Source organism: Citricoccus nitrophenolicus (assembly GCF_047305825.1).
In the GTDB taxonomy this organism is placed as follows: domain Bacteria; phylum Actinomycetota; class Actinomycetes; order Actinomycetales; family Micrococcaceae; genus Citricoccus; species Citricoccus nitrophenolicus.
This window is the reverse complement of record NZ_CP063070.1, coordinates 2866771-2883225: the sequence shown is the minus strand read 5'-3', so window position 1 is coordinate 2883225 and position 16455 is coordinate 2866771. Positions and strand designations below refer to the sequence as shown.

Genomic DNA, 16455 nt, shown 5'->3' with positions numbered 1-16455 from the left:
TGCCAGTTTCAGCCCCACCTCGTCACCGCCCTCTCGCTCTCAGCGGCGCAGATGCACCACGTCCGCTGCGGACACCTCCAGCAGCTCACCCCTCCAGGTGGCACCGGGCACCGCAGTGTCCATCTTCCCATGGTCAGCGGGCTGCACGAGTAGAGTGCCCCCGGGCCCCAGGCCCCGGGCGGTCCCGGCCAGGGTGGAACCGCCCGGCAGGTGCACGGTGACCTCGGTGCCCAGTGTCGCCACCTGGCGCACGACGCCGGCCACGGCCGGGTGCTCCCCATCCACCTCTCCGTGTGCCGCTCCGTCCGCCTCCCCGTTTGCCGCTCCGTCCCCCGCTGTGGAGTGCTCCCGGACGGCGAGGCTGAACGCGTCCAGCCCCTCGGAGAGCGCCGTCAGGACGGATCCGAGGAGCTCGGGGGCCGCGGGCAGTGCACCAGCGGGCACCCAGTCGGCCACGGACGTGGCCGTGGGGACGGGCGATCCGCCGGGACCGAAGTCAAGGTTCAGCCCCAGACCCACCACCAGCCCGGACTGGTCCGGCAGCACGGAGGCGAGGATGCCGCAGAGCTTGCGCCCGTCCTCGGCCAGCACGTCATTGGGCCACTTCACCTGGGCCGGTACTCCGCGGGCCTGCAGTTCACCGCACGTGGCGGCCGCGGCCACCAGGGTCACCCACGTGTAGTGCTCCAGGTCCACGTCCGGGCGCAGCACCACGGAGACGGCCAGCGCCGTCCCGGGAGGTGTGGTCCAGTCCCGGCCCCGGCGGCCGTGCCCGGAGCGCTGGTCCAGGGTGGCCGCCGCGGACAGGTGCGGCCAGCGTTCCGGGTGGGCGGCGGCCGCGGAGAGGACATGGTCCTGGGTGGAGCCGGTGTGGTCCAGCCAGGTCACGAGCGGGGTGGAGGTCATGGTTCAGGTATAGCGCGTGGAACTGGCCGTTCGGTGAACGGCCGCCCCACTGCTGCGTGCAGGTCTGGACCATTCGGGGCGAGGTCCGGGCCAGATTTGTGCGGTTCCTACAAGCGCAGAGGCCGGAGGCGAGATTAGACTGGGGCCCGGCCCGCGGTCAGGGGCGAGTTCCACTCGGCCCACGCCGTGGCACCGCTTGTATGAAAGCACCAAGTGCGCCGCATTCCGGACCACCACCCAGATGACCATCCCGACATCCATCCCGACGGAGGACCTGTGACCGAACCGGATCTGACCACCACGGCCGGCAAACTGCAGGACCTGGCCCGACGCCGGGCCGAGGCCGCGTTGCCGTCCGGGCAGGGCGCGGTGGACAAGCAGCACGCCCGCGGCAAGCACACCGCCCGCGAGCGCGTGGAGCTGCTCCTGGATGCGGACTCCTTCGTGGAGTTCGATGCCCTGGCCGTGCACCGCACCACGGCGTTCGGCATGGACAGGAAGAAGCCGGTCGGGGACGGGCTGGTCTCCGGCCACGGGACGGTGGACGGCCGGCTGGTGGCTGTCTATGCCCAGGACTTCACCGTCTACGGCGGCTCCCTCAGCCAGGTCAATGGGGAGAAGATCGTCAAGGTCCAGGAATTCGCGGCCCGCAACGGCTGCCCGGTGATCGGCATCAATGACGGCGGCGGGGCACGGATCCAGGAGGGCGTGGCCTCCCTGGCCATGTTCGCGGACATCTTCCGGAACAACGTGCTGTCCTCCGGCGTGATCCCGCAGATCACCCTCATCATGGGGCCCTCGGCCGGCGGTGCCGCCTACTCCCCCGCACTGACGGACTTCATCATCATGGTGGACAAGACCTCTCACATGTTCATCACCGGCCCGGACGTCATCAAGACGGTCACCGGGGAGGACGTGGACATGGAGACCCTGGGCGGCGCCACCTCCCACAACACCGTGACCGGCACCGCCTCCTACCTGGCCGCGAACGAGGAGGACGCCCTCGAGTACGTGCGCGAGCTGTTGGAGTTCCTGCCCTCCAACAACCTGGCCGAAGGCCCGGTGGAGCCGTTCGAGGAGGACCTGGAGGTCACCCCCGAGGACCTCGAGCTGGACTCGATCATCCCGGACTCGGCGAACCAGCCCTATGACATGCTCACCGTGATCGAGCACATCGTGGACGATGCCCACTTCCTGCAGGTCCAGGAGCTCTACGCCCCGAACGTGATCTGCGGCCTGGGCCGGGTGGAGGGCCGCTCGGTGGGGATCGTGGCCAATCAGCCGATGCAGTTCGCCGGCACCCTGGACATCAACGCCTCGGAGAAGGCGGCCCGCTTCGTCCGGTTCTGCGACGCCTTCAACATCCCCATCATCACGCTCGTGGACGTGCCCGGCTTCCTGCCCGGCACGGACCAGGAGTTCTCCGGGATCATCCGCCGCGGCGCCAAGCTCATCTACGCCTACGCCGAGGCCACCGTGCCCAAGCTGACCGTCATCACCCGCAAGGCCTACGGCGGCGCCTACATCGTGATGGGGTCCAAGAAGCTCGGCGCGGACCTCAACCTGGCCTGGCCCACCGCCCAGATCGGCGTGATGGGGGCCCAGGGCGCCGTCAACATCCTGTATCGCCGGGATCTGGCGGCCGTGGCGGAACAGGGCGGTGACGTGGAGGCCAAGCGCGCCGAGATCGTCCAGGACTACGAGAAGGAGCTGCTCAACCCCTACCAGGCGGCTGACCGCGGCTATGTGGACGCCGTCATCACCCCCGCCGAGACCCGCACGCAGATTGTGCGCGGATTGCGGGCCACCTTCCACAAGCGTGAGTCCCGTCCGGCCAAGAAGCACGGGAACATCCCGCTGTGACCGGCCGGACGTCCATGAACCAGGAGGAGAGCATGAACACCGCCGACAACAACCTCACCCCGCTCGAGGCCGGCGCGGACGACTCCGCGCCGGGCACTCCCGAGCTCGTGGTGAAGGGCAGCCTCGACGCCGAGGAGACCGCCGCCCTGACGGCAGTCCTGCAAGCCGTGGCCGTCCAGGCGGAGCAGCACCGCCGTGAGGCCGCCGGCCGGAGGGACCCGGACCGCACCCTGGACCGGCGCCGCCGACTCGGGCTGTGGGCCCGCCCGGGCTCCGACTCCTGGAAGCACGCCGCCGGCCAGCACTGATCCCGTGAGTGGTCAGCTCCCGTGAGTGGTCAGTTGCCGTGAGTGGTCAGTTGCCGAGGGGTTCCACCCGGTGAAGGCAGCACCAACTGACCACTCACGCATGGGTCACCAGATAGGGTGCTGACATGAGCGATCCCACCGCCGGTCACACCCAGCCGACCTCGCCCCACGATGCCCGCCAGCCCAGCGCGATCGACGAGTTGGCCAACCGCTACTTCGCGGACACCCTCGCCCTGCACCCCGAGGAGGCCACCGCGCTGGGCCACCCCGGCCGGGAGACCGAGTACTCGGACTACTCCCCCGCTGGGACGGCGGAGGATGACAACCTCAACAGGAGGCTGCTCGCAGACCTCGAGCGGCTCGAGCCAGCCGACGAGGTGGACCGGGTCACCGCGGCGGCACTGCGCGAACGCGTCGGCCTGGAGCGCCGTCTCCACGCCACGGGCCGCACCGAGCTGAACAATCTGGCCTCCGCAGCCCAGGAGATCCGCGGCATCTTCGATCTGATGCCCACGGAGACCGAACAGGACTGGGCTCACATCACCGGCCGGCTGGCCCGTCTCCCGGACGCCCTGGCCGGCTATGCCGCCTCCCTGCGTGCCTCGCGGGACGAAGGCCAGGTCGCGGCCCGCCGCCAGATCGACGCCGTCATCGAGCAGGCGGAGGCGCATTCCGCCCCGGGGGGCTTCTTCCCAGGCCTCGTCGAGCGCGCGGCCGCGGCCGGCGTCGTGCCCTCCTCCCTGATGACCGAGCTGGAGGCCCAGGCGCAGCGCGCGGGTGAGTCCTACCGCGAGCTCGCCTCCTTCCTGCGGGAGGACCTGCGGGGCATCGCCCCGGAGCGGGACGCGGTGGGCAAGGACCTGTACCAGCTGTACTCACAGGAGTTCCTCGGCGCCACCGTGGATCTGGAGGAGACCTACGCCTGGGGCCAGCAGGAGCTCGCCCGGATCATCGAGGCGCAGCGCGAGGACGCGGAGCGGATCAGGCCCGGCGCGAGCATCGAGCAGGCCCGTGAGGCGCTCAACAGCGATCCCGCCCGCCGGCTGCAGGGCACCGACGCCCTGCGCCAGTGGATGCAGGGCATCACGGACGAGGCCCTGGAGTCCATGACCCGCTACTTCGAGATCCCGGCGCCCATGGACCGGGTGGAGTGCATGATCGCCCCCACGCAGGAGGGAGGGGTCTACTACACGGGCCCCTCAGAGGACTTCTCCCGGCCCGGGCGCATGTGGTGGTCCGTGCCGCCGGGCGAGGACTCCTTCACCACCTGGGAGCAGAAGACCACCGTCTACCACGAGGGCGTGCCCGGTCACCACCTGCAGATCGGCACCGCCATGCTGGCCTCGGACCAGCTCAACGACTGGCGCCGCAACGCCCTGTGGACCTCCGGACACGGGGAGGGCTGGGCCCTGTACGCCGAGCAGCTGATGGAGGAGTTCGGCTACCTGACGGACCCGGGCGACCACCTGGGCATGCTGGACGCCCAACGGATGCGCGCGGCTCGGGTGGTGTTTGACATCGGCGTGCACTGCGGCTTCGAGGCCCCGGAGTCCGAGGGCGGCGGGGTGTGGACCCCGGAGCAGGGCTTCGCGTTCCTGGAGAAGCATCTCAATGACACCCCCGGTCAGGTGCGCTTCGAGTTCGTCCGGTACCTCGGTTGGCCCGGACAGGCCCCGGCCTACAAGGTGGGTCAGCGTATCTGGGAGCAGATCCGCACCGAGCACGCCTCCCGTGCCGCCTCCGAGGGCCGTGCGTTCGACCTCAAGGCCTTCCACACGCGTGCCCTGCGGCTGGGATCCATGGGACTGGACACCCTGCGGGCGGCGCTCGCGTGAGCGCCGAGCAGCAGGCGGGGCGGGCGGAGCAGGAGGGGCCCGACGGCGGCGCCGGGACTCCCGCGGCACCTCGCCTCGTCCTGGCCTCGGCCTCCCCGTCCCGCGCCCGCATCCTGGAGGCAGCCGGCATCCCGTTCACCGTGCTGGTCTCCGACGTGGACGAGGACGCCATCGCCGCCGCCAATCCCCTGGCCGGACCGGCCGAGACGGCGGAGTTGTTGGCCCGTGCCAAGGCCGAGGACGTAGCGGTCCACGCGGAGGCGGCCGGGGCCCTGGTGGTGGGCTGCGACTCGGTGTTCGAGCTGGACGGCGTGGCCTACGGCAAGCCCTGGGAGCCCGAGGTGGCGCTCGAGCGGTGGCGGATGCAGTCCGGCCGTACGGGCCGGCTCCACACCGGGCACTGGGTGGTGGACACCCGTGGCGGCGCGGCCATCTCCCGCCCGGCCGCCGGGGCCCTGTCCAGCGCCTCAGTGACCTTCGCGGAGGTGGAGGAGGTGGACGCGGCCGCCTATGTGGCCACCGGAGAACCGCTGCAGTGCGCTGGGGCCTTCACGATCGACGGCCGCGGGGCAGCCTTCGTGGAGTCCGTGGACGGCGACCCGAACGCGGTGATCGGCCTGTCCGTGTCCACGCTGCGCACCCTGCTCGCGGACCTGGGTGTCTCCCTGACGGCCCTCTGGCAGAGCTGACCCGGGCCACGTCAGCTGATACGGTGGGCTGCATGTCAGCAGCTTTCGCGGCCTCCTGCGCCGCAGTGACCCGGGTGTCCCGCTAGCGGCGGGGCGTTCCACAGGCTCTTCACGACCACTTCTCATCGCGCCCAGCCGCTTCGTCGTCAGACCGAGGCGGCATTGCTCATGCTGCCCGGGAACTTCTTCTGCAACGGAGTACCTGGTGTTATCAACCCTTCAGTCCCTTCTTCCCTCACGGGGCGGCAAACCGTCCCCGGCGCGCGCCCGGCTGGTGCTGTGCGCCATGTCCATGCTGCAGTTCTTCATTGCAGTCGACGTGACCGTGGTCAACATCGCCCTGCCCTCGATCGGCGCAGACTTCGGCGCGGCCCCCCATGCCCTGACCTGGGTGGTGGTGGGATACACCATCACCGGTGGTGGGCTCCTCATGCTGGGCGGCCGCCTGGGCGATCTGCTGGGACGGCGCCGCACACTACTGACCGGCACGGCCGTGTTCGGTGCCGCGTCCCTGCTGGCCGGCCTGGCCCCGAACTTCACGGTGTTGGTCCTGGCCCGTCTGCTGCAGGGCGCCGGCGAGGCGATCGCGCTGCCCGCCGCAATGGCGACCATCGTGCTGATGTTCCCCGAGGGACCCCGCCGGTCCCGGGCGCTGGGCGTGTGGGCCGCCGTGGCCAGCTGCGGGCTCGTCCTCGGGTTCGTGCTGTCCGGGGTCATCACCGCCCACCTCGGATGGCGCTGGATCTTTCTGGTCTCGGTGCCCTTCATCCTGGTGGTGCTGTTGGCCGGCGTCTTCCTCGTGGAGCGGGACCGGCCGGTGTGCGCCCGCTCCGCTCCACTGGATGTGCCCGGGGCCCTGCTGCTGACAGCCTGTCCCCTGCTGTTCACCCTCGGGGTGGTCGAGGCGGGAGAGCCGGGCACGCCGGTATGGCTCGCCCCCACGGCCCTGGCCGGGGCTGTGGCAGCTGGGCTGGGCTTCGTCCGGGTCGAGTCCCGCTCCCGCCACCCCCTGCTGCCGCTGGGCTTCTTCGCGAACCGCGCCCGGGTGGGGGCGAACCTGACCACCATGCTGCTCAGTGGCGCACTGTCCACCTCGTTCCTGCTGTTCACGTTCTACCTGCAAGATCGCCTCGGCCTCGGTCCCCTGGTCGCCGGGGTGACAATGCTGCCGCTGGCCCTCGCCCTGATCGCCTGCTCCATGCTCGTGCCCCGGCTGCTGGGCCGGTGGGGCGCGCGGGCGTGCGTACTGACGGGACTGGCGTTCACCGGGATCGCGATGGGTCTGATCGCCCTGGTGGCCGCCCTGGGTGCGGGCGCGGCGGCGATGGTCCCGGCGATGCTGTTGATCGCCGCAGGCATGGGCTTCGGCGTGGTGGGCCTGCAGTACATCGCTGTCAGCGGCGTGACCGAGGACGATGCCGGGACCGCCTCGGGCGTTCAGCGCGCCGCCGACCAACTCGGCGGCGCCGGCGGGGTGGCCGTCTGCGTGGGCATCGGCTTCGCGCCGGCACTGCACGCGGGCGACCCGTTCCTGGTGGCGACCGTTCTGGCCGGCGTCGGGCTACTGCTGGGGGCCCTGGCCGCCTCGCGCCTGCCCGCATCCATGGCCTGACGGCAGTGCTCATTCTCACAGCCGTTCGGCCCCCTATCCACGTGCATCTGCACTGGAGATCGGTCTAGCGTGGAGGAACGGCGGGCCACCCCGCTGAGCCAAGGAGGGCGACGATTCTTCGTCGCCCTCCTTCGCGTCTGAGCCCCTTGACCGATCAGTCCCCACCAGGAGTCCGCCATGACCGTGACCCGCACCAGCGAGGTGCCAGCCACCGGCGCCGCCCACGGCACCGCGCTCCCCCCGGCGGAGCCGACGCCGCCCCCCACTCCTGCCGCGCTGGTGCCACGGCGTACGGCGCGGCTGGCGATCTTCTCCCTGGCCATCGGGGCCTTCGGCATCGGCACCGCCGAGTTCGCGACGATGGGCCTGCTGCCCTACATCGCCGCCGGATTCGACTCCTCCATCACCGAGGCCAGCCACGCGGTCTCCCTCTACGCGATCGGCGTGGTGGTCGGAGCACCGCTGATCGCCGCCCTGACGGCCCGGATGGAACGCAAGCGGCTCCTGCTGGTCCTGGCCCTGATCTTCGTGGTCGGCAGCATCGGCTCCACCCTGGCCCCCAGCCTGCCGGTCATGCTGGCCTCGCGCTTCCTGACCGGGCTGCCCCACGGCGCCTTCCTCGGCATCGGCGCCGTGGTGGCCTCCACACTGGTCTCCCCGCACCGGCGGGCCACCGCCATGGCCCGGGTGATGCTCGGTCTGACGGTCTCCAACATCATCGGGGTGCCCGCCGCAGCCGCACTGGGTGCCCAGTTCGGCTGGCGCACCGCCTACGGGCTGGTCGCCCTGATCGGGGTGGTGACCCTGGTGGCAGTCCTGGGGCTGGTGCCCCCGCAGCGCCCCGGCGCAGGCCCCCTCCATCCGCCGGGAACTGGCCACGCTCAAGCGGCCACAGGTCATCGTCACCCTGGTGGCCGGCTCGATCGGATTCGGCGGCATGTTCGCCGTCTACACGTTCATCTCCGACCATGACCGAGGTGACCGGCCTGCCGGAGTCCGTCATCCCCTGGGTCCTGGCCTGCTACGGGATCGGGATGACGGTCGGCTCGTTGATCGCGGGACCGCTGGTGGACCGCTCGATCGAACGCTCGGCGCTGCTGGGGATCTCCTCCCTCGGGATCGTGCTGCTGGTCCTGGCCGCCCTGGCGCAGGTGCCGGCCGTGGCGGTGGCCTGCGTGCTGCTGCTCGGGGTCGCCGGATCATTGTTCACCACGGCGCTCCAGGTCCGGCTGCTGCGGGAGAGCGGCGACGCCCCGTCGGTGAGCGCTGCCATGAACCATGCCGCCTTCAACTTCGCCAACGCCCTGGGCGCCATCCTCGGTGCCGTGGTGGTGGACGCCGGCCTCGGCTACCGCTCGCCCGCCCTGCTCGGGGCCGGACTGACGGTGGTGGGGCTGGCGATCATGGTCTTCGCCGTGGTGACGCGCCGCCGCGCCCAGACGTCCTCAAGGCATCAGGCCGAGGCCGGTCTGCCGCGGGATTCCATGGCCAGCTGAGGCAGCCCGCCGTCACGGAGGCTCGAGAAGTCGGATAGATTTGTGGACTTCCTACAACCTCTGACCCGCGGCGCAGGGAAAAGGCCCCGGATCCTGTAGGAAACCCACGGTCACGTCTAGGCTCGGCAAGTGGGTTCGCCCCACGGTCCGCGGTCCAACCCACGGCCGAGCCCGTCCTGACCGCAGTCCGCCTGCACCCTGCTCGCGAAGGAGTCCCTCTCAGATGTCCCACCCGACGCCGAACGCCACGACCACACCCCGACCGTTCTCGCGGGTACTCGTGGCCAACCGCGGGGAGATCGCCGTCCGGGTGATCCGCGCTGCCCATGACGAGGGGCTGAGCGCCGTGGCCGTCTACGCCGAGCCCGACCGCGAGTCGCTGCATGTGCGCATGGCCGACGATGCCATCTCCCTGGGCGGTGCCTCCGCCGCTGACTCCTACCTCATGGTGGACAAGGTCCTGGCCGCCGCGGAGACCTCGGGGGCGGACGCCGTGCACCCCGGCTACGGCTTCCTCTCCGAGAATGCCGACTTCGCCCGCGCCGTCCAGGCGGCCGGGCTGGTCTGGATCGGTCCGCCGCCCGAGGCGATCGAGCAGCTCGGGGACAAGGTCTCCGCCCGGCACCTGGCCCAGCAGGTCGGGGCACCCCTGGTCCCGGGCACCGCGGACCCGGTGGCCTCCGCCGAGGAGGTCGTGGACTTCGCCGACGCCCACGGACTGCCGCTGGCCATCAAGGCCGCCCACGGCGGCGGTGGGCGCGGCATCAAGGTGGCCCGGACCCGCGAGGAGATCCCGGAGCTGTACGAGTCCGCGGTCCGCGAGGCCACGGCGGCCTTCGGCCGGGGCGAGTGCTTCGTGGAACGCTTCCTGGATGCACCGCGCCACGTGGAGACCCAGTGCCTGGCAGACGCCGCAGGGACCGTGGTGGTGGTCTCCACCCGCGACTGCTCACTGCAGCGCCGCAACCAGAAGCTCGTGGAAGAGGCCCCCGCCCCGTTCCTGACGGCCGACCAGCAGCGACGGCTCTACGACTCCTCCAAGGACATCCTTCGCCAGGCCGGTTACGTGGGCGCCGGGACCTGCGAGTTCCTCGTGGGCGCGGACGGCACCATCTCCTTCCTGGAGGTCAACACCCGTCTGCAGGTGGAGCACCCTGTCTCGGAGGAGGTCACGGGGCTGGACCTGGTCCGCGAGCAGTTCCGGATCGCCCGGGGCGAGCTGCTCGGCTATGGCGACCCGGAGGTCCGCGGGCACTCCTTCGAGTTCCGCATCAACGGCGAGGACCCGGGGCGGAACTTCATGCCCTCACCCGGCACCCTGAGCCGCTTCCGCCTGCCCTCCGGGCCGGGCGTGCGTGTGGACGTCGGCGTGGAGGAGGGCGAGACCATCACCGGCGCCTTTGACTCCATGGTGGCCAAGCTGATCGTCACCGGATCCACCCGTGAGCAGGCCCTGGAGCGTTCCCGGCGCGCGCTGGCCGAGATGCAGGTGGCGGGGATGCCCACCGTGCTGCCGTTCCACCGGGCCGTGGTGTCCGATCCCGCGTTCGCCCCGGTGGACGGGACGCCCTTCACCGTGCATACCCGTTGGATCGAGACCGGCTTCGAGAACACGATCACTCCCTTCGCCGGTGCGGCCGATGCCGAGGCCGCCACCGAGGCGGATCACGGCGACCGCCGATCTGTGACCGTGGAGGTCAACGGCAAACGCGTGGAGGTCACGCTGCCCGCCATCCTGGGGGCCATCTCCACGGTGGCCACGAGCGCCAAGTCCGGTGGGCGCAAGCGCAAGTCCCGCGGCTCACGCGGCGCCACCGCCACCGGGGCCAGCGGTGACACCCTCACCTCGCCGATGCAGGGAACCATCGTCAAGGTCGCCGTCTCGGCCGGGGACACCGTGGCGGAGGGAGACCTGATCGTGGTGTTGGAGGCCATGAAGATGGAGCAGCCACTGACCGCGCACCAGTCCGGCACGGTCACCGAGCTCCTGGCCGAGCCGGGGGCCACCGTCACGGCCGGCGCGCCGATCGCCGTCATCTCCGACTGACTCGCCGAGTCGCCGAACCCGCCGATCCAGAGGAGAGCCCCCGTGCCCCGGCTGACCCGCCGTCTGCCCCAGCCATCCGAGTTGCTGCCCCTGATGCGCCTCCGGCCGCCCACGGCGGACCGCCGCGCGGCGCGACTGGCCTCGGCGGCCGACCTTTGGGACCTGCGCCGGATCGCGCAGCGCCGCACCCCGCGCGCTGCGTTCGACTACGTGGACGGCGCCGCCGGCTCCGAGCTGACGGCCCGGCGCACCCGGGAGGCCTTCGAGTCCACGGAGCTGCTGCCGCGGATCCTGCACTCCACGCCGGCTGCGGACCTGTCCACCACGATCGCGGGCGGGGTCTCGGCGTTGCCCTTCGGAGTAGCCCCCACGGGCTTCACCCGCTTCATGCACGCCGAGGGTGAGGACGGCGGAGCCGCCGCTGCCGCCGCGGCCGGGATCCCCTTCAGCCTGTCCACCATGGGAACCCGCTCGCTGGAGGACGTCGCAGCGGTCTCCGGGGCCGGGCGCCGCTGGTTCCAGCTGTACCTGTGGAAGGACCGGGAGCGGTCGCTGGACCTGCTGCGCAGGGCCGAGGCCTCCGGATACGACACCCTGCTCGTCACCGTGGACACCCCTGTGGCGGGCCAGCGCCTGCGGGACGTGCGCAACGGCATGACCATCCCACCCCAGCTCACGCTGCGCACCGTTCTGGATGCCTCCTACCGTCCGGAGTGGTGGTTCAACTTCCTGACCACTGACCCGCTGAAGTTCGCCTCCCTGAGCCATACCGCCGCAGACCTGCCGACCATCATCAACAGCATGTTCGACCCCTCCCTGTCCATCGCGGATCTCGAGTGGATCCGCTCGGCCTGGCCCGGTCGGCTGTTCGTCAAGGGCGTTCTCACGGCGGAGGACACCCGCCGCTCCCTGGACGCCGGAGCGGACGGCCTCGTGGTCTCCAACCACGGCGGCCGTCAGCTGGACCGCGCCCCCGTGTCCCTGAAGGCACTCGGTGAGGTGCGCGCGGAGGCCGGGGCCGGCACGGAGGTCATCGTGGACTCCGGCATCATGTCCGGCGCGGACATCGTCTCCGCGCTGGCCCTCGGGGCGGACTTCGTGCTCATCGGACGCGCCTACCTGTACGGGCTGATGGCGGGTGGTGAGCAGGGCGTGGCCCGCGCCATCGAGCTGCTGGCGCGGGAGGTCGAGTCGGCGATGATGCTGATGGGCACCGCCACGGTCGAATCGCTGAAGGCCTCCGGTCGGGTGAGGGCACCCTGGCTGGGACAAGCCGCGGGCACCACGGACTCGGGACATGCCGGGACCAGCGCGGCCCGGATCACGTCCTGACCAACCGCCCACTGTCGAGGCACGTCCACCATATGGACACCATTCTTGCCAGATGGACGCCGCCGCTACGCTGGACGGGCCGCCGGACCAGTCAGCGGCAACCGTCATCATGATCCTTGCTGAGGAGCAATCCCATGTCCACAGACCTGTCTTCCGGCGGCCCCCTCCAGGGCCCGAAGGCCGACGCCGCCGCACAGGAAGACGGCACCGCTGAGCTGGGTGTCCCCCGCTCCCGCATTGTGCTCGCCTCCCTGATGGGTACCACGATCGAGTTCTACGACTTCTACGTCTACGCCACCGCGGCGGTCTCGGTCTTCCCACTGATCTTCTTCGCGGCCGGGGACGAGGGCGCGGCCCTGCTCGCCTCGATGGCGACCTTCGGCGCGGCCTTCGTGGCCCGCCCCATCGGCTCTGTCCTGTTCGGCCACTTCGGCGACCGGATCGGCCGCAAGGCCACCCTGATCGGCTCCCTGCTGACCATGGGCATCGCCACCTTCATCATCGGCCTGTTGCCCACCTACTTCCAGATCGGGCTGTGGGCCCCGGCGCTGCTGACCATCATGCGTTTCTGCCAGGGCCTGGGGCTCGGCGGCGAGTGGTCCGGCGCAGCCTTGCTGGCCACCGAGACCGCCAAGGACGGAAAACGTGCCTGGGCCGCCATGTGGCCCCAGCTCGGCGCCCCGATCGGCTTCCTGCTGGCCAACGGCCTGTTCCTCGTCCTGACCCTGGCCTTCAACCACGACTCCACCAACCCGGACATGGACGGAGCCTTCCTGACCTGGGTCTGGCGCCTGCCCTTCCTGCTGTCCCTGGTGATGGTGGCCGTGGGCCTCTACGTCCGCCTCCGCCTGCAGGAGACCCCCGTCTTCCAGCGCGCCGTGGACAATGACGAGCGCGTCAAGGCACCGCTGGGCGAGGTCTTCCAGAAGAACTGGCGCGAGCTCATCCTGGGCACGTTCATCATGCTGGCCACCTATGTGCTCTTCTACCTGATGACCACGTGGATCCTGTCCTACTCCATCAGCTCCCCGGAGGCGAGCGGCCTGGGCGTGCCCTACGCCGACTTCCTGGTCCTGCAGCTGATCGGCATCCTGTTCTTCGCGGCCTTCGTGCCGGTCTCCGGCTGGCTCGCGGACCGGTTCGGCCGCAAGCCCACCCTGATCGTCATCTCCACCCTGCTGGTGCTGTTCGGCCTGACCTTCGGCTGGTGGCTCTCCGCTGACTCGATCGGTCAGGGAGCGGGACTGAACACCCCGCAGATGATGCTCTTCCTGATCGTCGGAATGACCCTGATGGGACTGACCTTCGGCCCCATGTCCGCCGTACTGCCCGAGCTGTTCCCCACGAACACCCGCTACACCGGCTCGGGCATCGCCTACAACGTGTCCTCGATCCTCGGCGCTGCCCTGACCCCGTTCGTGGCCCAGTGGCTGGTGCTGAACTACTCGGTGGCGCACGTGGGCTACTACCTGTCCTTCGCCTCCGTGCTCACGCTGATCTCCCTGATCATCGCGCCGGAGACCAAGACGAAGTCCCTCGACACGGTGCGCGGCCTGGACGCCTGAGCCGCAGACACCCCAGGCACGACGCCGGCCCGGCACCTACCGCAGGATTCCCGCGGTAGGCGCCGGGCCGGCGTCGTTCACCCGGCAGGCCGTTCCGGCCGGCCGGCGCCGTCAGAGGGCGCCGTTCCCCCACGGCCCGGTGACTGCGTAGGTGATGCCGGGGGTCTGCACGTTGAAGAACAGGATCCGGCCGTCGGGGCTGAAGGTGGCGCCGGCGAGCTCACTCGTGTTCGGGGAGCCGTGTACGAGACCGAGGACCGTGGCACCTCCGGTTCCGGACCAGATTGATCATGCCGTCCCGGCCCGGGAAGGCGGCCATGCCGTCATGCATGGCAGGCGTCGGCGTGCCGTCGCTCATGGGGGTTCCGGTGTGGCCGAAGTCCTCTGGCCACCCTCCTCGGATTCGGCGGCAGCCCGGTGTCAGAGGTAGACGTGGAGGCGACGGGCCGCCTCGGAGATCGACCCGGAGATGGACGGGTAGACCGTGTAGGTGTTGGCCAGATCGTCCACGTGGAGCTTGTGGCTGACCGCCAGGGCGATCGGATAGATCAGCTCGGAGGCGCGCGGTGCCACCACCACGCCGCCGATCACGGTGCCGGAGCCCTTGCGCGCGAAGATCTTCACGAAGCCGTGCCTGACGTTCTGCATCTTGGCCCGGGGGTTGGTGGCCAGGTCCAGTTTGAGGATGTCCGCCTGGTATTTTCCGGAGGCCACCTGGGCCTCGGTGACTCCCACGGTGGCGATCTCCGGGGAGGTGAAGATGTTCGAGGTCACCAGGTGCGGCTGGAACGGCTTGACCGCGTCCCCCATCAGGTGTGCCACGGCGACGCGCCCCTGCATGGCGGCCACCGAGGCCAGGGCGAAGACCCCGGTGCAGTCCCCTGCGGCGTAGATGCCCGGCGCGGAGGTCCGGGAGACCCCGTCCACGGCGATGTGCCCGGACTCGGTCAGCTCCACTCCGCCCTCCGCCAGGCCCAGGTCCGCGGTGTTCGGGATGCCACCGACGGCCAGCAGGCAGTGGCTGCCCTCGAGCACCCGCCCGCCGGAGAGTTGGACGCGCACGCCGTTCTCCGTGCGCTCCACGGACTCGGCGCGGGTCTTGCCGACCACGTTCACGCCGTCCTCAGTGAACGCGTCCTCCAGGACCGCAGCCGCGTCCGGGTCCTCGCCCGGCAGCACCCGGTCCCGTGAGGAGACGAGGGAGACCTTGGCGCCGAGCTGGTTGTAGGCGGAGGCGAATTCGGCGCCGGTCACCCCGGAGCCGACCACGATCAGGTGCTCCGGGACCTCGGTCAGGGCGTACACCTGGGTCCAGTTGAAGATCCGCTCGCCGTCCGGCTGGGCGGTCGGCAGCTCGCGCGGGCTGGCCCCCGTGGCCAGCAGGATGTTCTCCGACTCGATGGTCACGGTGCCGTCCTCGGTGACGGCCTCCACGGTGGTGGGCCCCGCCAGGCGCCCGTGGCCGATGACGACCCGCACGCCGACCCGTTCCAGGGCGCGGTGGATGTCACGGGACTGCTCCAGCGCCAGATCCAGCAGCCGGCGGTTGACCACCGGCATGTCCGCCCTGGCCTGCTCCCCGCCCAGCGTCACACCCAGCCCGGGTGCCCGGCCGGCCCGACGCATGGAGTCGGCGGTGGCGATCAGGGTCTTGGAGGGGACCACATCCGTCAGCACGGCGGAACCGCCCATGCCCTTGGACTCGACGATGGTCACCTGGGCCCCGAGCTTCGCGGCCACCATGGCCGCCTCATAGCCGCCGGGGCCGCCGCCGATGATGGTGAGGGAGGGACGGGGACGGGAGTGCAGAGCGGTGGAAGTCACGGGCACCATTCTGTCCCACCGGGGCCACGTGTGCCGAATACACGGTGCCCCTAAACTGAGGCACGTGACTGACACCTCCCCCACCCCCACCTCGCCGTCCTCCCAGACCCCACAGGACTCACAGGTCTCACAGGACTCCCCGCTGACCGGTGACCACCCCGGCTTCGCCGAGGCCCGTCAGGCCGCCGCGGCCATCGCCGAGGCCACGGGCGTGGCCCGGCACCGCATCGCCGTGGTGTTGGGCTCCGGATGGGGCGGCGCCGCCGAGCTGATCGGCGAGACCACCCACACCGTGTCCACCGCCGACCTGCCGGGCTTCGCCGCCCCTTCCGTGCCGGGCCACAACCCGACGGTTCGATCGGTCCGCCTGCGAGGAGACGGCGCGGGACACGGCGGTCAGGCGCTCGTCTTCGGCTCGCGGACGCACTACTACGAGCACCGGGACGCCGGCGCGGTGGCCCACACCGTGCGCACCGCGGCCGCCGCCGGCGCCGAGACCGTGGTGCTGACCAACGGGTGTGGCTCCCTGGTGCCCGAGTGGGGGCCGGGCACCCCGGTCCTGGTGGCCGACCATCTCAATCTCACCGGCGCCACCCCGCTGGTCGGTGCCGAGTTCGTGGACCTCACTGACCTGTACTCCCCGCGCATCCGGGCGATCGCCCGCGAGGTGGACTCCAGCCTGCCCGAGGGCGTCTACGCGCAATTCCCGGGCCCCCAGTACGAGACCCCCGCGGAGGTCCGCTACGCCAAGGCCATCGGCGGGGACCTGGTGGGCATGTCCACCGCGCTGGATGCGATCGCCGCCCGGCACGCCGGCCTCGAGGTCTTCGGGATGTCCCTGGTGACCAACGCCGCAGCGGGATTCAGCGGGCAGCCCCTCAGCCATGACGAGGTGGTCCAGGCCGGACGGGACGCCGGCCCCCGCATCTCCGCCCTGTTGGCCGGCATCATCGACCGTCTCTAGAAGGATTCACCCCG

Annotated in this window: 14 protein-coding genes; 11 read left to right on the top strand and 3 right to left on the bottom strand. The window is 70.8% G+C overall.

The features are described from left to right. Nucleotides 1-39: 39 nt before the first annotated feature. On the bottom strand, nt 40-906 hold the full coding sequence (locus tag IMT31_RS13100) for a biotin--[acetyl-CoA-carboxylase] ligase (RefSeq protein WP_413543059.1): 867 nt from the start codon (nt 904-906) through the stop codon (nt 40-42). A gap of 276 nt (nt 907-1182) precedes the next feature. Between IMT31_RS13100 and IMT31_RS13095 the strand changes: the two genes are divergently transcribed. The 10 genes from IMT31_RS13095 to IMT31_RS13050 all read left to right on the top strand — a co-directional run bounded on the left by IMT31_RS13095 (nt 1183) and on the right by IMT31_RS13050 (nt 13653). Next, complete coding sequence (locus IMT31_RS13095; protein WP_345354840.1) at nt 1183-2769, top strand: acyl-CoA carboxylase subunit beta; 1587 nt, start codon at nt 1183-1185, stop codon at nt 2767-2769. A 32-nt stretch (nt 2770-2801) separates the two neighbouring features. After that, nucleotides 2802-3077, top strand: a complete 276-nt coding sequence (locus tag IMT31_RS13090) for an acyl-CoA carboxylase subunit epsilon (RefSeq protein WP_345354838.1) — start codon at nt 2802-2804, stop codon at nt 3075-3077. Nucleotides 3078-3202: 125 nt separating this feature from the next. Further along, entirely contained in the window at nt 3203-4912 is a 1710-nt protein-coding gene (locus IMT31_RS13085) for a DUF885 domain-containing protein (RefSeq protein ID WP_345354836.1), read from the top strand. Beyond that, a complete protein-coding gene (locus tag IMT31_RS13080; protein ID WP_413543058.1) occupies nt 4909-5601 on the top strand; it encodes a Maf family protein in 693 nt (230 codons plus the stop codon). The genes IMT31_RS13085 and IMT31_RS13080 overlap by 4 nt, the downstream gene beginning before the upstream one ends. A gap of 205 nt (nt 5602-5806) precedes the next feature. Beyond that, nucleotides 5807-7213 carry an MFS transporter gene (locus IMT31_RS13075; protein WP_413543057.1) on the top strand — a complete coding sequence of 469 codons (1407 nt, stop codon included), beginning with the start codon at nt 5807-5809 and terminating at the stop codon, nt 7211-7213. Nucleotides 7214-7390: 177 nt separating this feature from the next. Continuing rightward, on the top strand, nt 7391-8185 hold the full coding sequence (locus tag IMT31_RS13070; RefSeq protein WP_413543056.1) for an MFS transporter: 795 nt from the start codon (nt 7391-7393) through the stop codon (nt 8183-8185). Next, nucleotides 8182-8709, top strand: coding sequence for an MFS transporter (locus IMT31_RS13065; RefSeq protein WP_413543055.1), 528 nt, complete (start codon nt 8182-8184; stop codon nt 8707-8709). The genes IMT31_RS13070 and IMT31_RS13065 overlap by 4 nt, the downstream gene beginning before the upstream one ends. Before the next feature lie 223 nt (nt 8710-8932). Then, complete coding sequence (locus tag IMT31_RS13060) at nt 8933-10756, top strand: acetyl/propionyl/methylcrotonyl-CoA carboxylase subunit alpha (protein ID WP_345354828.1); 1824 nt, start codon at nt 8933-8935, stop codon at nt 10754-10756. Nucleotides 10757-10807: 51 nt separating this feature from the next. Beyond that, a complete protein-coding gene (locus tag IMT31_RS13055; protein WP_413544425.1) occupies nt 10808-12088 on the top strand; it encodes an alpha-hydroxy acid oxidase in 1281 nt (426 codons plus the stop codon). 134 nt (nt 12089-12222) lie between these two features. Next, a complete protein-coding gene (locus tag IMT31_RS13050; protein WP_413543054.1) occupies nt 12223-13653 on the top strand; it encodes an MFS transporter in 1431 nt (476 codons plus the stop codon). Nucleotides 13654-13764: 111 nt separating this feature from the next. Here the strand turns inward: IMT31_RS13050 and IMT31_RS13045 are convergent, their stop codons facing one another. Next, a complete protein-coding gene (locus IMT31_RS13045) occupies nt 13765-13938 on the bottom strand; it encodes an alkaline phosphatase PhoX (protein WP_345354963.1) in 174 nt (57 codons plus the stop codon). A gap of 135 nt (nt 13939-14073) precedes the next feature. Beyond that, complete coding sequence (locus IMT31_RS13040) at nt 14074-15486, bottom strand: NAD(P)H-quinone dehydrogenase (RefSeq protein ID WP_413543053.1); 1413 nt, start codon at nt 15484-15486, stop codon at nt 14074-14076. Between the two features lie 133 nt (nt 15487-15619). Here IMT31_RS13040 and IMT31_RS13035 point away from each other — a divergent pair, with 133 nt between their 5' ends. After that, the gene (locus tag IMT31_RS13035; protein ID WP_345354961.1) at nt 15620-16441 is read left to right on the top strand and encodes a purine-nucleoside phosphorylase; all 822 of its coding nucleotides are present in this window, start codon (nt 15620-15622) and stop codon (nt 16439-16441) included. Nucleotides 16442-16455 lie beyond the last annotated feature (14 nt).